The 17457-nt window shown below is 75.4% G+C and carries 22 protein-coding genes; 12 read left to right on the forward strand and 10 right to left on the reverse strand.

Features of this window, described 5'->3' with window-relative positions:
• Positions 1–2: 2 nt before the first annotated feature.
• The gene (locus ENKNEFLB_RS03090; protein ID WP_214057853.1) at positions 3–416 is read left to right on the forward strand and encodes a hypothetical protein; all 414 of its coding nucleotides are present in this window, start codon (positions 3–5) and stop codon (positions 414–416) included.
• Here ENKNEFLB_RS03090 and ENKNEFLB_RS03095 read toward each other — a convergent pair.
• The gene (locus ENKNEFLB_RS03095) at positions 401–1852 is read right to left on the reverse strand and encodes an MFS transporter (protein WP_246535813.1); all 1452 of its coding nucleotides are present in this window, start codon (positions 1850–1852) and stop codon (positions 401–403) included. The genes ENKNEFLB_RS03090 and ENKNEFLB_RS03095 overlap by 16 nt on opposite strands.
• Before the next feature lie 75 nt (positions 1853–1927).
• On the opposite strand from ENKNEFLB_RS03095, the gene ENKNEFLB_RS03100 reads away from it, so the two are divergent.
• Entirely contained in the window at positions 1928–2242 is a 315-nt protein-coding gene (locus ENKNEFLB_RS03100; RefSeq protein ID WP_214057854.1) for an acylphosphatase, read from the forward strand.
• Between the two features lie 43 nt (positions 2243–2285).
• Here the strand turns inward: ENKNEFLB_RS03100 and ENKNEFLB_RS03105 are convergent, their stop codons facing one another.
• From ENKNEFLB_RS03105 to ENKNEFLB_RS03125, 5 genes are all read right to left on the reverse strand, one after another.
• The gene (locus ENKNEFLB_RS03105) at positions 2286–2861 is read right to left on the reverse strand and encodes an antibiotic biosynthesis monooxygenase (RefSeq protein ID WP_214057855.1); all 576 of its coding nucleotides are present in this window, start codon (positions 2859–2861) and stop codon (positions 2286–2288) included.
• Positions 2862–3014: 153 nt separating this feature from the next.
• Positions 3015–3632 (reverse strand): hypothetical protein, encoded by a 618-nt coding sequence (locus ENKNEFLB_RS03110; protein ID WP_214057856.1) that lies wholly within the window; start codon positions 3630–3632, stop codon positions 3015–3017.
• Positions 3633–3659: 27 nt separating this feature from the next.
• A complete protein-coding gene (locus ENKNEFLB_RS03115; protein WP_214057857.1) occupies positions 3660–3995 on the reverse strand; it encodes a hypothetical protein in 336 nt (111 codons plus the stop codon).
• A complete protein-coding gene (locus tag ENKNEFLB_RS03120; protein ID WP_214057858.1) occupies positions 3979–4755 on the reverse strand; it encodes a hypothetical protein in 777 nt (258 codons plus the stop codon). Before ENKNEFLB_RS03120 ends, ENKNEFLB_RS03115 begins: the two co-directional genes overlap by 17 nt.
• Positions 4752–5420 (reverse strand): hypothetical protein, encoded by a 669-nt coding sequence (locus tag ENKNEFLB_RS03125; protein WP_214057859.1) that lies wholly within the window; start codon positions 5418–5420, stop codon positions 4752–4754. The genes ENKNEFLB_RS03120 and ENKNEFLB_RS03125 overlap by 4 nt, the downstream gene beginning before the upstream one ends.
• Positions 5421–5553: 133 nt before the next feature.
• On the opposite strand from ENKNEFLB_RS03125, the gene ENKNEFLB_RS03130 reads away from it, so the two are divergent.
• Positions 5554–6426 carry a phosphoribosylaminoimidazolesuccinocarboxamide synthase gene (locus ENKNEFLB_RS03130; RefSeq protein WP_214057860.1) on the forward strand — a complete coding sequence of 291 codons (873 nt, stop codon included), beginning with the start codon at positions 5554–5556 and terminating at the stop codon, positions 6424–6426.
• Between the two features lie 10 nt (positions 6427–6436).
• Positions 6437–6847: an SRPBCC family protein gene (locus ENKNEFLB_RS03135; protein ID WP_214057861.1), complete on the forward strand. Its 411-nt coding sequence runs from the start codon at positions 6437–6439 to the stop codon at positions 6845–6847.
• A gap of 24 nt (positions 6848–6871) precedes the next feature.
• Here ENKNEFLB_RS03135 and ENKNEFLB_RS03140 read toward each other — a convergent pair whose 3' ends face one another.
• Complete coding sequence (locus ENKNEFLB_RS03140; protein ID WP_214057862.1) at positions 6872–7375, reverse strand: YflT domain-containing protein; 504 nt, start codon at positions 7373–7375, stop codon at positions 6872–6874.
• Positions 7376–7518: 143 nt separating this feature from the next.
• Here ENKNEFLB_RS03140 and purS point away from each other — a divergent pair, with 143 nt between their 5' ends.
• Entirely contained in the window at positions 7519–7809 is a 291-nt protein-coding gene (gene purS / locus ENKNEFLB_RS03145; RefSeq protein WP_214057863.1) for a phosphoribosylformylglycinamidine synthase subunit PurS, read from the forward strand.
• The gene (gene purQ, locus ENKNEFLB_RS03150) at positions 7806–8474 is read left to right on the forward strand and encodes a phosphoribosylformylglycinamidine synthase subunit PurQ (RefSeq protein WP_214057864.1); all 669 of its coding nucleotides are present in this window, start codon (positions 7806–7808) and stop codon (positions 8472–8474) included. The genes purS and purQ overlap by 4 nt, the downstream gene beginning before the upstream one ends.
• A 67-nt stretch (positions 8475–8541) precedes the next feature.
• Here purQ and ENKNEFLB_RS03155 read toward each other — a convergent pair whose 3' ends face one another.
• Positions 8542–9906 (reverse strand): glycoside hydrolase domain-containing protein, encoded by a 1365-nt coding sequence (locus ENKNEFLB_RS03155; protein ID WP_214057865.1) that lies wholly within the window; start codon positions 9904–9906, stop codon positions 8542–8544.
• Between the two features lie 171 nt (positions 9907–10077).
• On the opposite strand from ENKNEFLB_RS03155, the gene purL reads away from it, so the two are divergent.
• Positions 10078–12357, forward strand: a complete 2280-nt coding sequence (gene purL, locus ENKNEFLB_RS03160) for a phosphoribosylformylglycinamidine synthase subunit PurL (protein ID WP_214057866.1) — start codon at positions 10078–10080, stop codon at positions 12355–12357.
• Between the two features lie 90 nt (positions 12358–12447).
• Here purL and ENKNEFLB_RS03165 read toward each other — a convergent pair whose 3' ends face one another.
• Positions 12448–13296: an SCO6745 family protein gene (locus tag ENKNEFLB_RS03165; protein ID WP_214057867.1), complete on the reverse strand. Its 849-nt coding sequence runs from the start codon at positions 13294–13296 to the stop codon at positions 12448–12450.
• A gap of 125 nt (positions 13297–13421) precedes the next feature.
• Between ENKNEFLB_RS03165 and ENKNEFLB_RS03170 the strand changes: the two genes are divergently transcribed.
• The 4 genes from ENKNEFLB_RS03170 (at position 13422) to ENKNEFLB_RS03185 (ending at position 16085) form a co-directional block, all read left to right on the forward strand.
• Entirely contained in the window at positions 13422–14087 is a 666-nt protein-coding gene (locus tag ENKNEFLB_RS03170) for a class I SAM-dependent methyltransferase (RefSeq protein WP_214057868.1), read from the forward strand.
• A 99-nt stretch (positions 14088–14186) separates the two neighbouring features.
• The gene (locus tag ENKNEFLB_RS03175; RefSeq protein ID WP_214057869.1) at positions 14187–14762 is read left to right on the forward strand and encodes a dihydrofolate reductase family protein; all 576 of its coding nucleotides are present in this window, start codon (positions 14187–14189) and stop codon (positions 14760–14762) included.
• Between the two features lie 4 nt (positions 14763–14766).
• On the forward strand, positions 14767–15195 hold the full coding sequence (gene arfB, locus ENKNEFLB_RS03180) for an alternative ribosome rescue aminoacyl-tRNA hydrolase ArfB (protein ID WP_214057870.1): 429 nt from the start codon (positions 14767–14769) through the stop codon (positions 15193–15195).
• Positions 15196–15233: 38 nt separating this feature from the next.
• On the forward strand, positions 15234–16085 hold the full coding sequence (locus ENKNEFLB_RS03185) for an alpha/beta hydrolase (protein ID WP_214059300.1): 852 nt from the start codon (positions 15234–15236) through the stop codon (positions 16083–16085).
• Positions 16086–16103: 18 nt separating this feature from the next.
• On the opposite strand, the gene ENKNEFLB_RS03190 is transcribed toward ENKNEFLB_RS03185, so the two are convergent.
• A complete protein-coding gene (locus ENKNEFLB_RS03190; protein WP_214057871.1) occupies positions 16104–16961 on the reverse strand; it encodes a DNA-formamidopyrimidine glycosylase family protein in 858 nt (285 codons plus the stop codon).
• 132 nt (positions 16962–17093) lie between these two features.
• Here ENKNEFLB_RS03190 and ENKNEFLB_RS03195 point away from each other — a divergent pair, with 132 nt between their 5' ends.
• A complete protein-coding gene (locus tag ENKNEFLB_RS03195) occupies positions 17094–17453 on the forward strand; it encodes a sterol carrier family protein (protein ID WP_160004731.1) in 360 nt (119 codons plus the stop codon).
• Positions 17454–17457: the final 4 nt, after the last annotated feature.

A 17457-nucleotide genomic window follows, 5' to 3' on the forward strand; every position in this document is an offset into this window, starting at 1 on the left:
TCGTGGGCGACCGGGGCGGGCGGTCGCTGCTGAGGCTGCCGCGCCTGCCGCGGCTCTCGGTCGCGGCGGCCGTGGTGCTCGGGCTGCTCGGCGGGTTCCTGGTCGCCGCGGTCACGCAGGAGGTCGGCGGGACGGTGACCCCCGACGTGGTCGACGAGGTGTGCAGCGCCCCCGCGGACGGGGGACGCTGGTGCGTGCAGCGCCGCCAGCGCGCCGACGGCCTGGTCGTCGGCGCGGTCGACGAGCTCTGGGTGGTGCGCCGCCAGGGCGGGGAGGACGCCGACCGGGTCACCGTGGTGGCGTGGCCGTACCCGGGCGAGGCCTTCGACGCCCGGTTCGTCGAGGACACGATCGTCGTCCGCGGCCCCGAGGGGGCGCAGGCGGTCTACCCGCCGGCGTTCTACGCCCTGGACTGAGCCGGCGCGCTCCCGGCGTCCGACGCCGGGGCGGTCCCGCCCGGGTGGCGTACGGCGCGCACGGCCATCGCCAGGGCCAGCCCGAGCAGCACCGCGCCCACGGCCAGGGAGACCCGGAACGCGGTGTCCGGGTCGTACCGGGCGGCGGTGAGCTGGTAGGCCGTCACCAGCAGCGCGGCCCCGATCGAGGCGCCGATGCGCTGCCCGGTCTGCAGGGCGCCGCCGGCCGCGCCGCCCATCCGGGGCGGCACCTCGGCCAGGGTCAGGGTGATGTTGGGCGAGACGACCGCGCCGCCGCCGAGCCCGGCCAGCAGCAGGGTCGGGGTCAGCCAGAGCCAGAGCGGCTCGCGGCCCGGGGCCAGCACCAGCGTCAGCACGACGCCGACGATGGTCGTCACGAGCGCGGCGACCGTCAGCCCCCGTCCGACCCTGGTCACGAAACGGCCGGCGACCGGGGAGCTGATCGCCGAGCCCGCCGCGAACGGCACGAGCAGCAGCCCGGTCTCGAGCGGGGAGTAGTCGAGCCCGTCCTGCAGCCACACCGAGAGCACGAGCAGCAGCCCGGTGAAGCCGGTGAAGTACAACGCGCCGACGGCCAGGCCGTTGAGGTAGCCGGGCAGGGTGCGGAGCAGCGCGAGGTCGAGCAGCGGCGGGTGGCCACGGCGGGCCGTACGGCGCTCCCAGACCGCGAAGGCCCAGCCGAACAGCGGCACCCCGGCGAGCAGGACCAGCGGCAGCCGCGCGCCGCTCTCGAGGCGGACGACCGGGTAGAGCAGGCAGATCACCGTGAGGCCGAGCAGGACCGCGCCGGGCACGTCGATGCGCGGGTCGCCCTCGTCCTCGCCACGGACCCGGCGGGGGACCATCCGCGCCACCGCGAGCAGGGCGACCGCGCCGATCGGCACGTTGACCAGGAACAGCCACCGCCAGCCGTCGTCCTCGCCGGCGACAGCGATGATCAGCCCGCCGATCACCGGGCCGGCCGCCGAGGCGACGGAGACGGTGAACCCGAAGAGGCCGAACGCCTTCCCGCGCTCGTCACCGGTGAACAGCTGCTGGATCAGCCCGGAGTTCTGGGGGGTCAGCAGCCCGGCGGTGGCGCCCTGGAGCAGCCGGGCCGCGATCACCAGCTCGACGTTCGGCGCGAGGCCGACCATCGCGCTCGAGAGCACGAACCCGGTCAGCCCGACCAGCATCATCCGGCGGCGCCCGTACGCGTCCCCGAGCCGCCCGCCGGCGACCAGCGTCAGACCGAACGTGAGCGCGTACCCCGAGACGACCCACTGGATCGTGCCGGGCGAGGTGTCCAGCCCGGCCTGCATCGAGGGGATCGCGACGTTCACGATCGAGACGTCGAGCAGCGACATGAACCCGACCACCAGCGAGACGGCCAGGATGCGCCAGCGCCGCGGGTCCGGGGCGGCGACCTCACTCACCGGGACACTGTGGGGCACGGGGCTCCCCCCGAAAGGGCGGGTCGCCCGGGTACCGGACGCGACATGCTGGCCGGCATGAGCGGTCCGAGCACCGGCCCGGCCGACCGCACCACCGACCGCACCACCGCCGTACGTCTCGTCGTCCGGGGCGACGTCCAGGGCGTCGGCTACCGCGCCGCGGCCGGCTCCCGGGCGCAGGATCTCGGGCTGGTCGGCTGGGTGCGCAACGAGGCCGACGGCACCGTCGCGCTGCACGTCGAGGGTCCGCCCGACGCGGTCGAGGAGATGGTGGCCTGGACCCGCGAGGGGCCGTCGTCTGCCGTGGTCGAGGGCGTGGACGAGCGGGAGGCCGAGCCGCACGGGCCGTCGGCCTTCGACGTCCGCGCCTGACCGCCGAGATGACGCTTGCGGACCGCCGAGGTGACGCTTGCGGTCACCGCCGCCAGGGCGCCGGTTCGCCGGCCAGCCACCAGCCCAGGGCCCGCGTCATCCACGGCAGCGCGACGTAGGTCATCACCGGCGTCATCACCAGGGTGGTCCCCAGGACGCGCCACCCGACGGCGAGCTCCGGTGCGACCACGCCGAGCAGCAGCGTCACCACCAGGCTGAGCGGGAAGAAGACCAGCCAGATCATGGTCGCCTGCTTCCACCGCGGGGGAGCGGGGGCGGGCGGGCGGAGGTCCTCGACGTCGTGGGCCGAGGGCTCGTCGAACCAGCCCTCGATGCCGGTACGTCGCTCCAGGCGGGACTCCCCGACCAGGCCCTGCGCGGCGCCGAGCCACCACTGACGCTGGCTGGAGTGCTCCCAGCCGCGCAGCGACTCGTCGTCGGCGAAGCGGTAGAGCATGTGCCACTCGTCGGAGTCGGCACCCGTACGCACCCAGCCGGTCCCCAGGAAGCCGGGGAACCGGACGGCCAGGGCGCCGCCGGCCCGGATCCAGGCCAGCATCTGGTCGGCGTGGGCCGGGTCGACGTGGCGGGTGATGGAGACGGTCACCGGGGAGGACATGGCTCCATGGTCCCGCCCGGATGCCGGGGGCGCTGCCGCGGGCCGTCGTACGGGGGCCGCGGTGTGACGACCGCCCGGATCACGGTGTCCGGACGTGTCACCTCGAGGCGCCGCGAGCGTCACCTCGGCTGTCCGCGAGCGTCATCTCGGCGGTCAGGCGCGGGCGGTGCCGCCCCAGTTGGCCAGGCGCTTCGCGACGTGGGCCAGGTCGGCGCGCCAGACGTCCTCGGGTCCGGGCGGGAGCACGTCGTTCCACTCCGAGGCCGGCGAGCCCAGGACGTGGGTCAGCCGGGCGGTGCGCGCGAAGAACCAGGTGTGCAGGTGGGAGCCGCCGTCACCCCACCGGTTCACGTGGACGCGGCCGATCTCGGGCAGGTGCTCGACGATGCGGACCAGCCGGTTGGTGATCCGGCCGAGCTCCGAGGCGAGGTCGTCGTCGAGGCCGCCGAGGTCCTGGTGCTCGCGCGAGTGCAGCACCAGCACCAGCGGCAGGCCGGACGGGGCGCCGAGGTGGGTCAGCACCCAGTGCTCGTCCTCCCAGACCACCGTCTCCGGGTCGAACCCGGCGCAGGCCCCGCAGGGCTTGTCGGGGGACTCGCCCCACCGCGCCGGCTCGTCGCTAGGCGGGGGGAGGACCCGGGGCACGATCGCCCCGTCGACGGCCTCCCACGGGAAGATGTCCCACGAGGAGGAGTCCGACATCGGCAGGCGGCCGTCCGCGCCGACGGCGGCGACGACGCGGGCGTGGACCTCTTCGGCTGACTCCGGCATGGCCCACACTCTGGCACCGTGCCCGTGTCAGCGCCCGCGGACCCCCCGGTCCCCGGGTGGCACGTGCCGGGCCAGCTCGACCAGCCGCTCCGCGACGTCGCGGCGCGCCTCGGCGGCGGCCACGGAGCGGTCGCGCCCGTCGAGCACCGCCGCCCAGGTCGTCAGCCCGTCGTCCACCCGGGCCTGCAGCTCGCGTACGCCGGGCCCGAGGTCGCCGCGACGCGCCGCCGCACCACGGGCCGCGACGCGGGTGGCCGCCTCCGCCCGCCAGCGGTCGTGCTCGGCCCGCAACGACGCGGACACCGCCCCCAGACGCCGCAGGGCGTCATCCGTCCCGGCACCGGCCTCAGGCGGCGCGGACACCGAGGAACCCCGCCTCGGCGACCTCGGCCATGTCCTGCCCGGCCTCGGCGTGCGCCCCGGTCTCGACCGCCGCGGCGAGCGCCGTCAGCGCGTCCAGCAGCGCCTCGACCCGGCGCAGCACCGCGACCGCCAGCTCGACCGCGCGCACCAGGTCGGTGATCGCGTCCCGTCCCTGGTCGATCAGCCGGACCATCCGGATCACCATCCGGGGCGAGGTCGCCGCCGCCTTGGTCCACCCCAACGGCCCCGCGGCGGCGTCCAGCAGCAGCTCCTGGACCAGCCCGTCGAGGAACTGCAGCGCCGCGCAGACGACCTCGGCGGTGGCCTTCGACACCGACACGACGTGGCCGAGCTGCTCGGCCACCAGGGTGGCGGCCTCGCGCTGCTCGTCGTGCGCGACCGCCAGCCTCCCGGCCAACCGGGCCGCCGCGTCGGCCGACAGGCCCTCCCAGACCCCGGGCACCTGCTCGGCCAGCGCCCGGTAGTTCTCGCCGACCGCGCCGGTCGCCGTGGCGAGCTCGGCCCACCCGGCCCGCATCGACGACACCGCGTCCATGTCACCGGCCAGCGGCTCGAGCAGCTCGGTCAGCAGGTCGCGGCCGGTGAGCCGACGCACCACCTCGAGCACCCCGCCGATCAGGAGCCCGCAGTCGTCCCGCAGCCCGTCGACGAACGCACCCTCCGTGCCCGGCGGCCGTGCCCCGCCGCGCACCACCGCCCCCGCGTCGCGGACCTCGTGCACCCCGGCAGCACCGTTCACCGCCACCACCCCCGGGCGCCGTGGGCCACCTGGCCGGCCGACGGGGTCGCGCCCGCCGCGACCACGAAGTCCTGCTGCGCGCTGAGGTCGCCCAGCGCGTCGGCGGTGACCCGCACCGAGTCACCGAGCGCCCCTGCCTTCTCGCGCACGTCGTCCAGCGCCTGGTCGGCGTCGCGCACGGCGCCGAGCAGGTCGCCGAGGCCCGCCCGCCCGTCCGGGCCGGCGCGTCCCGGCCCCGTGGCCCCGTCCGCACCCCCGCCCGTGCCCCCGTCCGCGCCCCCCGGCAGCCGCAGCGCCAGCGGCTCCCGCGCCGGCGTCGGCGCACCGCCCCCGACCGGGGGCCCGCCGGGTGGGAGGTCGTACCGGCCCTCGGGACGGGTCCGGTCCAGCCGGCGCGCGACGTCGTCGTCGGTGGCCAGCACCTCGGCCCGCAGCCGGGCCATGCCGCGGCCCATCACCCCGGCCGCCCGGCCGGCCCCGGCGAGACCGCGGCGACCCGCCGCCACCGCGCCCGCGTGCGACCCCGCGAAGAGCACCAGGACGCCCGAGAACGCCTCGGGGCGGTCCAGGACCCCGTCGAGGTAGCGGCTCATGTCCTCGACGTGGGCCTGCTGGCGCACGCACAGGGCGCCGGCGGCGGCCAGGGCCTCGGGGTCGATCTCCACAGCCTGCTCCTCGGGGTGTGTCGGGATGTCAGGAAGAGGGATACCCGCTCGCGGCCCGGCCAAACCCGGCCGGCGCAGGATGTGGAGAACGGGGTGTGGAGGGGGCCGGGGGCCGCGGCGCTACCCTCGCCCCATGCCGCCCGCGACCCCGACGCTCGCCGGGGCGACCCACCTGCACTCCGGGAAGGTGCGCGACCTCTACGCGCTACCGTCCGGCGACCTGCTGATGGTGGCCAGCGACCGGCTCTCCGCCTACGACTTCGTCCTCGACACCACCATCCCCGACAAAGGCGAGGTGCTGACCCGGATGTCGCTGTGGTGGTTCGACCAGCTCGCCGACCTCGTGCCCCACCACGTGCTGTCGACCGACGTGCCCGAGGAGGTCCGCGGCCGCGCCGTCGTCTGCCGACGCCTCGAGATGTTCCCCGTCGAGTGCGTCGCCCGGGGCTACCTGACGGGCTCCGGCCTGCTCGACTACCGCGCGAGCGGCGAGGTCTGCGGGATCACCCTGCCGCCCGGCCTCGAGGACGGCTCCCGGCTGGACGCCCCGCTGTTCACCCCGGCCAGCAAGGCCGCCCTGGGCGACCACGACGAGAACGTCTCGTACGCCGCCGTCGAGGCCGAGGTGGGGCCCGACCGGGCTGCGGAGCTGCGTGGGCTGACCCTCGCCGTCTACGCCCGCGCCGAGGGGCTGGCCCGCGAGCGGGGGATCATCCTGGCCGACACCAAGCTCGAGTTCGGCGCCACGCCCGAGGGCACCGTGGTGCTCGCCGACGAGGTGCTGACCCCCGACTCGTCGCGGTTCTGGCCGGCCGAGGACTGGGCCCCGGGGCGCGCGCAGGCCTCCTTCGACAAGGACGTCGTCCGCCGCTGGCTGACCTCGCCCGACTCCGGCTGGGACCGCACGTCCGGCGAGCCCCCGCCGCCGCTGCCGCCCGAGGTCGTCGAGCGCACCCGTGACCGGTACGTCGAGGCGTACGAGCGCCTCACCGGCGAGAAGTTCTGAGGAGCAGGCGATGGTGACGGTGTTCCTGCCGGTCAGCCCCGAGGTGGCCTTCGACTACCTCGTCGACCCGGTCAACCGCCCGGCGTGGCAGGCCAGCCTGAAGGCCGTCGAGGACGTCGACGGCGAGGTCGGCCTCGGGCAGAGCTGGACCGACGTCACCGTCCCCGGGGTGCGCCCGCGGATGCGCACCACGGCGTACGAGCGGCCCTCCCGCTGGGCCGAGACCGGCACCTGGCGCGGGGTCAGTGCCGAGCTGACCCTGCGGTTCACGGCGTGCGGCGCGGGCTGCAGCGTCGAGGTCGGCACCCGGTTCACCGCGCGGGGCGCCTACAAGGCGGTGCTGCCGTTCCTGCCGCTCGCGGCGCCGCTGGCCGCGCGTACCGACCTCAAGGCGGCGGCCCGGGAGCTCGGCCGCCGCTGAGTCCCCGCGGGTCAGGCGCGCCGGTCAGGCGAAGGGGTCCGGCCGACCACCGGGCAGCTGCGCCAGCAGCTCGCGCGCCTGCTGGGCGTGCTTGTGCTCGACGAGCACCTCGTAGCGCGTGGCCACGATCTGGGCGACCGAGGTGAAGTCCCGCCGGCCCCGGGTGAAGGCGTAGCCGACGAGCGCCCAGACCAGGCCGAACAGCGCGCCGAACAGGACGGTCGAGAAGAACGTGGCCAGGCCCTCCGAGGAGAAGATGCTGAAGATCAGGCCGACGAAGGCGCCGAGCCACAGCCCGGACACGGCGCCCGCGAGGGCGACCTTGCCGGTGGTGAGCCGGCCGGTGATCCGCTCGACCCGCTTCAGGTCGGTGCCCACGATCATGCACGCCTCCACCGGGAAGTGCTGGTCGGAGAGGTGGTCGACGGCCTTCTGGGCCGCGGTGTAGTCGTCGTAGACGGCGAGGGACTGCGGGAACTGGAGGGTCAGCGGGCTCTGCGTCCCGCCGGTGCCGGAGGTCATGCTCATGGCCCCATCCTCGCGCACCGACCTGTGAACCGCCTGAGGCGTACGGCCCTGGCCCGGCCCCCGTGCGGCACCCGGCCCCGCGCGCGGCGCGCCGCGGCTTCACTACGATGGGCCGACAGCCCCCGCCACCGGATGGAGCAGCCGTGCCCCGTGTCGTCGTCGACGTCATGCCCAAGCCCGAGATCCTCGACCCCCAGGGCAAGGCGGTGCTCGGCGCCCTGCCGCGTCTGGGCTTCTCCGGGGTCACCGACGTCCGTCAGGGCAAGCGCTTCGAGCTCGAGGTCGCCGGAGAGGTGACCGACGCCGTGCTCGAGGACGTCCGCCGGATGGCCGAGACGCTGTTGTCGAACCCGGTCATCGAGTCGTTCACCGTCCACGTCGACGACGCGGTCGAGGACCAGCCCGCCGTGACCGGGACGGCGGCCGGCTCGTGAAGGTCGGCGTCGTCACCTTCCCCGGCTCGCTCGACGACGTCGACGCCCGGCGCGCGGTCGGTCTCGGCGGTCATGAGGCCGTCGCGCTGTGGCACGGCGACCACGACCTGCGCGGCGTCGACGCCGTGGTGCTGCCCGGCGGGTTCTCCTACGGCGACTACCTGCGCTGCGGGGCCATCTCGCGCTTCGCGCCGGTGATGACCGAGGTCGTCGAGGCCGCCGGCCGCGGGATGCCCGTGCTCGGGATCTGCAACGGCTTCCAGGTGCTGTGCGAGTCCCACCTGCTGCCCGGTGCGCTGATCCGCAACGACCACCAGCGCTTCGTGTGCCGTGACCAGCGCCTGCGTGTCGAGAACACGCGGACGCCGTGGACGGGGGCCTACGCCGAGGGCGCCGAGATCACCGTGGTGCTGAAGAACGGCGAGGGCGGCTTCGTGGCCGACGACGCGACGCTGGACCGCCTCGAGGGCCAGGGCCAGGTCGTGGCCCGCTACCTCGAGGTCAACCCGAACGGCTCGATGCGCGACATCGCCGGCGTCGCGAACGAGCGCGGCAACGTGGTCGGGCTGATGCCGCACCCCGAGCACTCCGTCGAGGCGCTGACCGGCTCCGGCACCGACGGTCTCGGCTTCTTCACCTCGCTGGTCGAGTCCGTCTGGGCCTGAGACCCGGCCCAGACCCGGCCCAGACCCGGCCTGAGACCGGGCCCAGGACCGGGCCCAGGCCCCGACCTCAGGCCCGGCCGCGCAGCAGCGCCGCCCAGTCGTCCCTGGTGACGATCCCCGTGGCGGGCAGGTCGACCCGGCCCTGCCAGGCGCGCAGCGCGGCGGCGGTCGCGGGGTTCATCACCCCGCGCGGGCGGAGCCGGGTGCCGGGCGAGGCGGCGTTCAGCGCGCGCTGGACCCGGCGAACCTGGGACCCTGCCGAGCCGACCTTGAGCACCGGCTTGCGCCCGGCGGAGAGCAGCGACATCCACACCGTGCGGCCGGCCTCGTCGCCCGCGGAGATCCCGCGACGCTCGCGCCAGCTCGCCACGGCCGCGGCGGTGCGCTGGTCGTAGACGCCGTTGAGAGCACCGTCGTGGAGGCCCTTCTCCTGCAGCAGGCACTGCAGCGCCGTGGTGTGCGCCGCCGGTGCCGTGTAGCCGGCGGCGGGCCGACGCAGCAGCGGGTAGGCGCGGAAGTCCACGCGGACGCCGCCGCACCGCTCCTCGGCGGGCGCCACAGACCCCTTGCCGAGGTCGAGGAAGTTGCTGTCGATGTTGATCGTCACGCCGCCGTGCGTCTCGTTGTGGCCGCCGCGGTACTGCTTGACGCGCCCGCCCGGCCGCCACCCGTCGTCGCGGAGGTAGCTGGTGGAGGTGTTCGCGACGCCGTCCCAGCGGGCGATCCAGACCTGGTCGGGCAGCGCGAAGGCCTTCGGCCGGTTGACGCGGGCGTCGTCCAGGGCCTTGATGCCGGACGCGGCCGAGGAGTAGACGCCGGAGACCCAGCCGAGCTCGTGCAGGCGGGTCGTCCACGCGGAGAGGAAGGACAGGGCCGACTCGCGGCAGGCGGTGTTGGTGACGTCGAAGGCCTCGAGGTCGTACCAGAGGGTGCTGCCGGGGGTCAGTCCGAGGGCGCGGGCGGCTGCGACGGCGCGACCGGCCTCCGTACGCCCCATCTCGCGGGCCCTCGGGTAGCGGCCGGACGAGCCGGCGGCGGGGTCGATGGTCGGGTCGTTGCCGTAGCGCGGGAAGGACGGCTGGCAGGACGCCTGGGGGCCGAGGGTGATCGGCAGCAGCCGCCAGCCCTTGCGCAGCTGGGTGCGCACCCACGACGGCGTCAGGTTCGGCTGGTCGCGGCAGCCGCGGGAGGCGCCGGAGATGTAGATGCCCACCGACAGGAACGGCGAGGTCTCGAGCCAGCGGTCCATCGCCGCCTGCGTGGGGGCCACGCACTGGTCGAAGCCGTACCCGGTGAGGTCGCCCGGCGTGACCGGGTTCGGCTTCGGTGCGGCCTGGGCGGCGGGGACCGCCGAGGCGACCAGGGACAGCGACAGCAGGAGGGCGGCGAGCGGGGCCAGCAGCCGGGCGAGCGGAGGTGCGAGGGAGGGCATGACGGGGGTCCCTTCCGGGGGACAAGGAGCCGGGGCGGGAGCACTCTAAGCACAGGAGTCACACCCGTCACAACGATCCGGTCGAATTACAGATGCGTAGTTTCCGCAGGTCAGAGCGGTGCGCGCGCCCTCCGGTCGGGCGCGACCGCGATCCTCGATAGGTTGGCGCCCGTGCTCGACACCGTCTCCGCCGCCGCCCAGGACCCCGACCGCGAGCAGCCGTTCGCCGAGCTCGGGCTCGCCCCCGACGAGTACGCCCGGATCCGCGAGATCCTCGGCCGCCGCCCCACCGGCAGCGAGCTGGCGATGTACTCGGTGATGTGGAGCGAGCACTGCTCCTACAAGTCCTCCAAGGTGCACCTCAAGCAGTTCTCCGAGATCCCCCAGGAGACGCCGGCCGGGCCGATGCTGGCCGGGATCGGCGAGAACGCCGGCGTGCTCGACATCGGGCAGGGGTACGCCGTCACGTTCAAGGTCGAGTCGCACAACCACCCGTCGTACGTCGAGCCGTACCAGGGCGCCGCGACCGGCGTCGGCGGCATCGTCCGCGACATCCTGGCGATGGGCGCCCGCCCGGTCGCGGTGATGGACCCGCTGCGCTTCGGCCCGCTCGACGCCGAGGACACCCGGCGGGTGCTGCCCGGGATCGTGGCCGGCGTCGGCGGCTACGGCAACTGCCTCGGCCTGCCCAACATCGGCGGGGAGGCCGTCTTCGACGCCTCCTACCTCGGCAACCCGCTGGTCAACGCGCTGTGCGTCGGGGTTCTGCGCCACGAGGACCTCCACCTCGCGCAGGCCTCCGGCGAGGGCAACCAGGTGATCCTCTACGGCGCGCGCACCGGCGGCGACGGCATCGGCGGCGCCTCGATCCTGGCCTCGGTGACCTTCGACGAGGACGGGCCCGCGAAGCGCCCCAGCGTGCAGGTCGGCGACCCGTTCATGGAGAAGCTGCTCATCGAGTGCACCCTCGAGCTCTTCGCCGCCGGCGTCGTGGCCGGGATCCAGGACTTCGGCGCGGCCGGCATCTCGTGCGCCACCTCCGAGCTGGCCGCGGCCGGCGACGGCGGCATGCACGTCGAGCTCGACAAGGTGCTGCTGCGCGACTCCTCGCTCTCGCCCGAGGAGATCCTGATGAGCGAGAGCCAGGAGCGGATGATGGCGGTGGTCCACCCCGACCACGTCGCCACCTTCCTCGAGATCTGCGCGCGCTGGGACGTCGAGGCCACCGTGGTCGGCGAGGTCACCGGCGACGAGCGGCTGCGCATCGACTGGCAGGGCGAGACCGTCGTCGACGTCGACCCCCGCACCGTCGCCCACGACGGCCCGGTCTACGAGCGGCCGCTGGCCCGCCCGGACTGGCAGGACGCGCTGCAGGCCGACCGCGCCGAGCTGCTGCCCCGCCCGGGCACCCCGGCCGAGCTGCGCGCGACCCTGCTGCGCCTGGTCGGCTCGCCGAACCTCTGCGACAAGTCCTGGATCACCGACCAGTACGACCGCTACGTCCGCGGCGACACCGTGCTCGCCCAGCCCTCCGACGGCGGCGTCCTGCGCATCGACGCCGAGTCCGGGCTCGGGGTCGCGCTGGCCACCGACGGCAACGGCCGCTTCGCGAAGCTGGACCCGTACGCCGGCGCGCAGCTGGCCCTGGCCGAGGCGCACCGCAACGTCGCCACGGTCGGCGGCCGTCCGCTCGCGGTCAGCGACTGCCTGAACTTCGGCTCGCCCGAGGACCCGGCCGTGATGTGGCAGTTCGCCGAGGCCTGCCGGGGCCTGAAGGACGCCTGCCTGGCGCTCGGGACCCCCGTCACCGGCGGCAACGTCAGCCTCTACAACCAGACCGCCGAGACGGCCATCCTGCCCACGCCCGTCGTGGCCGTGCTGGGCGTGCTCGAGGACGTCGCCCGGCGTACGGCCTCGCACTTCGCCGGCGACGGCGAGACCGTCCTGCTCCTGGGCGACACCCGCGAGGAGCTCTCCGGCTCCGAGTGGGCCCACGTCGTGCACGACCACCTCGGGGGACTGCCGCCGCTGGTCGACCTGGGCGCCGAGCAGGCGCTGGCCGCGCTGCTGGTCGAGGCGTCGGCGGGCACGCTGCTGACCAGCGCGCACGACCTCTCCGACGGCGGCCTGGCCCAGACCCTGGTCGAGGCCTCGATCGGCGGACGCGGCGCCCGGGTCGGCTGCACCGTGGACGTCGGCGACGTGGCCGGGGGCGACCCCTTCGTCGCGCTCTTCTCGGAGTCTGCGGCCCGGTGCGTGGTCACGATCCCCGACTCCGGTGTCGAGGCGCTGGTCGCCCTGGCCGACCACCACGGCGTCCCGCTGACCCGGCTCGGCACCACCGGGGGCGACGCGCTCGTGGTCCGGGCCGGCGGCGAGCCCGTCCTGGAGGTGCCGCTCGCGGAGCTGCACGTCACGTGGAGCGCGACACTGCCGGCCGTCCTGGGCTGAGGGTCGGTCAGCTGGCCCGGGACGTCATCCAGAAGCGTGGCGACGTCCCCACCGTTCGTATGACGTCCCGGGCCTAGGCGGGACCGGGACTCAGGCGAAGACACCGCCGGGGAACGCCCCGGCGGCGACGGCCTGCTTGGCGAACGGGCGGGCCAGCTCGCGCAGCCGGGTGGCCTTCTCCTCGCCCAGCGCCGCCCAGGGGGCGAGGCCGAGGCGGTCGGTCTCGGCCTCGACCTGCGTACGCAGCGCCGTGCCGTCGTCGGTCAGGTCGCCGCCGGGCGTCATCAGCCCCCGGTCGGTCAGCGCGTCGACGCTGGCCTGCCACTCCTCGGCCGACCAGCCGCGGGTGGCCTGGGCGGCCGCCACGGTGAAGCCCTTGCCGGTGGCGGTGTGGCTGACCAGGGCCTCGCGGCCGCTGAGCCCGGCGTGCAGGAGCGCGGCCACGTGGCCGTCGCCGCGGTGCTCGCGCACAAGGGTCAGCGCGTGGAACAGCACGAGGTGCGGCTCCTCGGGCCAGGCCATGTCGGCGTGCGCGGCGTGCAGGGCGCGCCCCTCGGGCGTGCAGCCCTCGGCGAGCTCCCGGGCGATCCCGGCGGCCTCGAGCATCTCGGCGGAGCCGAGGACGTCGTCGCCGAGCAGGTGCCGGTAGGCGGCGTCGACGCCGCGGTAGCGGGCCTCGTGGACGTCCTCGGGCGAGGCGATCTCCCAGGCCGAGGGGATGAAGTGGCCGACCAGCGAGGGGTTGAAGACGTAGAAGGTCGCGGTGACAGGGCCGCCCCCGACGCGGCCCATCGGGGCGGCGCGGCCGGCGAAGTAGCACATCCGGCCCTTGCGGAGCCCGAGGTCGACCAGGGAGGACTCGACCTCCGCGGAGAAGTAGCAGAGGGCGTGCAGGGTCTCGAGGGAGCGGGCGGTGCGTCCGGCGTCGTGGGCGTCCATGGGCACATGTGTACACGCAGCGACCGCTGCCGTCCCACGCCCGCCTCCCCGGTGCGGACCACTCGGTTCATTGCCGATCGGCAACAGAGTTTGCCGGGGGCGCCGGCGCAGGGCAGGCTCGCAGGATGAGCGACGCGCAGCCCACCGACCCGCCGGACGACGCCGAGATGCGGCGGCTCTTCTTCGAGAGCCCCGCCTGGGACGAGCGGTACGCCGCCACCGACCGGATCTGGAGCGGGCGGGTCAACCCGGTGCTGGCCACCGAGGCCGCGTCGCTCACGCCGGGCCGTGCGCTCGACGTGGGGAGCGGGGAGGGCGGCGACGCGATCTGGCTCGCGACGCAGGGCTGGGAGGTCGTCGGGCTCGAGTTCAGCCGGGTCGCCCGCGAGCGCGCCGCCCAGCACGCCACCGACGCCGGGGTGGCCGACCGGACGACCTGGCGCGACGCCGACGTGCGCACCTGGGAGCCCGGCGAGGAGCGCTGGGACCTGGTCACCTCGCACTTCTTCCACCAGCCCGACCAGCGCCTGCCTGACGTCGCACGACGCCTCGCCGGCGCGGTCGCCCCGGGCGGCACGCTGCTCGTCGTCGGGCACCACCCCGCCGACCTGGGCACCGGCGCGCGGCACGGCGACCCGACGTGGCTCTTCACCGCCGAGGAGCTCGTGCCCGCCCTGGACCAGGACGCCTTCGAGCTCGAGGCCGTGGAGGCCCGCACGCGCACCGGCGCGCACCCCGACGGCGGCACGGCCGACTTCACCGACGCCGTCCTGCGGGCCCGCCGCCGCTGACGCCCCGCCGGCGCGCCGGTGACTCCCGGTCGTCGGCGCGGTCGGAGAGGATGAGGCGCCCGCCACCCGGAGCGGGCGCCCACGACCGGGAGGACCCCCATGGGACGCATCGTCGCCTGCTTCTTCACCACCGTCGACGGGGTTGTGGAGTCGCCCCACGAGTGGCACTTCCCCTACTTCGACGAGGCCATGGGGCGCGCGGTCGAGCAGGTCACCAACGAGGCCTCGGCCTACCTGATGGGCCGCACGCTCTACGACCAGTGGTCGCAGTACTGGCCGGGCAACACCACCGACGACTTCGGCGACTTCATCAACCCGATCGCCAAGTACGTCGTCTCGTCGACGCTCACGCAGGCCGACTGGGAGAACACGACGGTGATCCCGGGCGACGACGCCGCGCGCCGGGTCGCCGAGCTGAAGGCGACGACGACCGGCACGATCGCCATGTCGGGCTGCGCGACCACCGTGCGCTGGTTGCTCGCCGAGGGCCTCCTGGACGAGCTGGTGCTGCTGGTCGACCCGATCGCCGTCGGCACGGGCGCGCGGCTCTTCGAGGACGGCGACCGCACCCCGTTGACCCTGCTCTCGAGCGAGGCGTTCGACACCGGCGTGCTGCACCTGCGCTACGCACCGGCGCCGCGGGTCGCCGAGCCGGCCGCGGGCCCGGCATCATGAGGGGATGCCCGACGACCTCGCGGTGACCAGGTCGCTGGTCATCCCCGCCGCGGAGCTGCGCGAGCGCTTCTCGCGCAGCTCCGGGCCGGGCGGTCAGGGCGTCAACACCGCCGACAGCCGGGTCGAGCTGAGCTGGGACGTCGCGGGCTCGGCCGTGCTGACCCCCACCCAGCGCTCCCGCCTGCTGGAGCACCTCGCGCCCCGGCTGGTCGACGGGACGCTCACCCTCGCGGCCAGCGAGCACCGCACCCAGCTGGCCAACCGGCGCGCCGCCCGCGAGCGCCTCACGGCCCTGGTGCGCGACGCCGCCGCGCCGCCCCCGCCGCCACGTCGGGCGACGCGACCCACCCGCGGCTCCCAGCGCCGCCGGCTCGACACCAAGAAGCAGCGCGGCGAGGTCAAGCGGGGCCGTCGCGGCGGCGGGTGGGACTGACGGTCGTCCGCGCCTGGTTCACTCCCCGGGTGAGCCCGATGCGTCGCCGTACGCTCCTGCGCGGTCTGGGCCTGCTGGCCGGCGCGGGCGCGGTCGGCGGCCTGAGCAGCTGTGGAGACGACCCCGTGCCCCCACCCCCGCCCACCAGCCCCGACGGCCTCCCGCAGGGCCGGCTGACCTACGGCGACGACCCCAGCCAGTACGCCGAGCTGTCCCGCCCGGCCGGTGAGCCGCGCGGCGTGGTCGTGGTGCTCCACGGCGGGTTCTGGCGCGCGGAGTACGGCCTCGACCTCGGCCGGCCGCTGGCCGCGGACCTGACCGGGCGGGGCTGGGTGACCCTCAACGTCGAGTACCGCCGGGTCGGCGACGGCGGGGGAGTGCCCGAGACGCTGGACGACGTCGCCGCCGCGATCGACCTGCTCGCCCGGACCGACCTCGGCCTCGACCTGACGACCGTGGTGACCCTGGGCCACTCCGCCGGCGGCCACCTCGCCGCCTGGGCGGCCTCCCGCGGACGCGACGAGCGCTGGGCCGGCGGGGTGGACGTGACCGCGGTGGTCAGCCAGGCCGGCGTGCTCGACCTGCGCGCCGCCGCCGAGGAGGGGGTGGGCGGCAGTGCGGTCGAGGACCTGCTGGGCCACCCGTACGGCCCCGACGACGCGATCGTCGACCCGGCCCGCCAGGTCCCGCTGGACGTGCCGGTCTGGTGCGTGCACGGCACCTCCGACCCGATCGTGCCCCCGTCGCAGTCGGTCGGCTACGTCGAGGCGGCGACCGCCGCGGGCGCGGAGGCCACGCTGGTCGAGGTCGACGGCGACCACTTCACCGTCATCGACGTCTCCTCGACGGCGTGGGCGCGCACGGTCGAGGTGCTCGACTCCCTCGGCTGAGCGCGTCGCGGCGGTCGCCTACCAAGACCCCGTCGTGCGCCGCCGCGACTCCGGGCCCGGCCCGGGCTGGCAGTGCGGGCACCACCACGTACGCCGGTTGCCGGGGTCGTTCTCGAGCTCGGCCACCATCTGCACCTGGGTGCCGCAGCGCAGGCACGGCCGCCGCTGGCGACCGGAGACCCAGTGCGTCTCGCCGCGGGTGCCGAGGCCGGTGGTGACCTGGTAGGCGCCCTCGACGGTCGCGGAGCGCCGCAGCGCGAGCGCGGCCCGGTCGACCAGGCGGACGAGGTCGACGCCGCCCACCGGCGTCCACGGGCTGACCCCGGTCAGGTAGGCCAGCTCGTTGGCCCACAGGTTGCCCAGCCCGGCCATCCGGGTCTGGTCGAGCAGCGCGGTGACCAGCGGGCGGTCCGGGTCGGCGGCGAGGCGTCGTACGGCGGCCGCGGCGTCCCAGTCCGGCCGCAGCGGGTCCGGCCCGAGGTGGCCCACGAGGCGGTCCTCGTCGCGGGTGCGGACGAGGTCCAGCTGGTGCAGCCGCCGCCCCCACCCGGTGCCTCCGGTGGTCTCCAGGACCACGCGGACCTCGTTCATCAGCCGGGTCGGCAACCGCTTGCCCGGCCCGGTCACCGACCACTCGCCGTCCATCAGCAGGTGGGAGTGCAGCGTCACGGGCTCGGGGTCGACGCCGTCCGGCGGACCGGCGTCGAAGCGGGTCAGCAGGTGCTTGCCGTACGTCGCGTGCTCGACCAGGGTGCGCCCGGTCAGGTCGCGGGTGGCCAGCCGCGGCACGCGCAGGTCGGTCCGCACGACGCGCTGCCCGCGCAGCCGGCGGTCGAGCCGCCGCGCGAGCTTGTAGACGCTGTCGCCCTCCGGCACCCCGCCAGTCAACCAGCGCGCCGGCGGGGCCCGTCCCACCCGCCCGGGCCGCCGGAACCGTCACCTCGAGGCGCCGCGAGCGTCATCTCGGCTGTCCGCGAGCGTCATCTCGGCGGAGGGCAGACTGGGGGAGTGCCCGCCCGTCTGCGCCTCCTCGACCCGACCACCGTCGCCGCCGCGCTGGCCCGGCTGCACGCCGGCGAGGAGGAGAAGGGCGACCGGCGGCTGCTGGTCAAGCACTACCTCGCGGTGCTCGAGGACCGGGTGCCGGGACGCTCCGTCGAGGTACGGGTCCCGCCGTACGCCGCGGTCCAGGCCGTCCCGGGCGTGCGGCACACCCGGGGCACCCCGCCGGCCGTGGTGGAGACCGACGGCGGCACCTGGATCGACCTGGCCAGCGGCGCGACCACCTGGGCGGAGGCCGAGGCGGCCGGGCTGATCCGCGCCTCGGGCCAGCGCGCCGACCTCGCGCCGTACCTGCCCCTCACCTGAGCCG

Source organism: Nocardioides aquaticus, assembly GCF_018459925.1.
Classification (GTDB): domain Bacteria; phylum Actinomycetota; class Actinomycetes; order Propionibacteriales; family Nocardioidaceae; genus Nocardioides; species Nocardioides aquaticus.

Bases quoted from the DNA above. Each gene is read 5' to 3' on its own strand.
- ENKNEFLB_RS03165 (WP_214057867.1), bottom strand. From the start codon at position 13,296: ATGGACGCCCACGACGCCGGACGCACCGCCCGCTCCCTCGAGACCCTG.
- ENKNEFLB_RS03130 (WP_214057860.1), top strand. From the start codon at position 5,554: ATGCCGCCCGCGACCCCGACGCTCGCCGGGGCGACCCACCTGCACTCC.
- arfB (WP_214057870.1), top strand. From the start codon at position 14,767: ATGCCCGACGACCTCGCGGTGACCAGGTCGCTGGTCATCCCCGCCGCG.
- ENKNEFLB_RS03155 (WP_214057865.1), bottom strand. From the start codon at position 9,906: ATGCCCTCCCTCGCACCTCCGCTCGCCCGGCTGCTGGCCCCGCTCGCC.
- ENKNEFLB_RS03100 (WP_214057854.1), top strand. From the start codon at position 1,928: ATGAGCGGTCCGAGCACCGGCCCGGCCGACCGCACCACCGACCGCACC.
- ENKNEFLB_RS03140 (WP_214057862.1), bottom strand. From the start codon at position 7,375: ATGAGCATGACCTCCGGCACCGGCGGGACGCAGAGCCCGCTGACCCTC.
- ENKNEFLB_RS03135 (WP_214057861.1), top strand. From the start codon at position 6,437: ATGGTGACGGTGTTCCTGCCGGTCAGCCCCGAGGTGGCCTTCGACTAC.
- ENKNEFLB_RS03105 (WP_214057855.1), bottom strand. From the start codon at position 2,861: ATGTCCTCCCCGGTGACCGTCTCCATCACCCGCCACGTCGACCCGGCC.
- ENKNEFLB_RS03170 (WP_214057868.1), top strand. From the start codon at position 13,422: ATGAGCGACGCGCAGCCCACCGACCCGCCGGACGACGCCGAGATGCGG.
- ENKNEFLB_RS03175 (WP_214057869.1), top strand. From the start codon at position 14,187: ATGGGACGCATCGTCGCCTGCTTCTTCACCACCGTCGACGGGGTTGTG.
- ENKNEFLB_RS03110 (WP_214057856.1), bottom strand. From the start codon at position 3,632: ATGCCGGAGTCAGCCGAAGAGGTCCACGCCCGCGTCGTCGCCGCCGTC.
- ENKNEFLB_RS03185 (WP_214059300.1), top strand. From the start codon at position 15,234: ATGCGTCGCCGTACGCTCCTGCGCGGTCTGGGCCTGCTGGCCGGCGCG.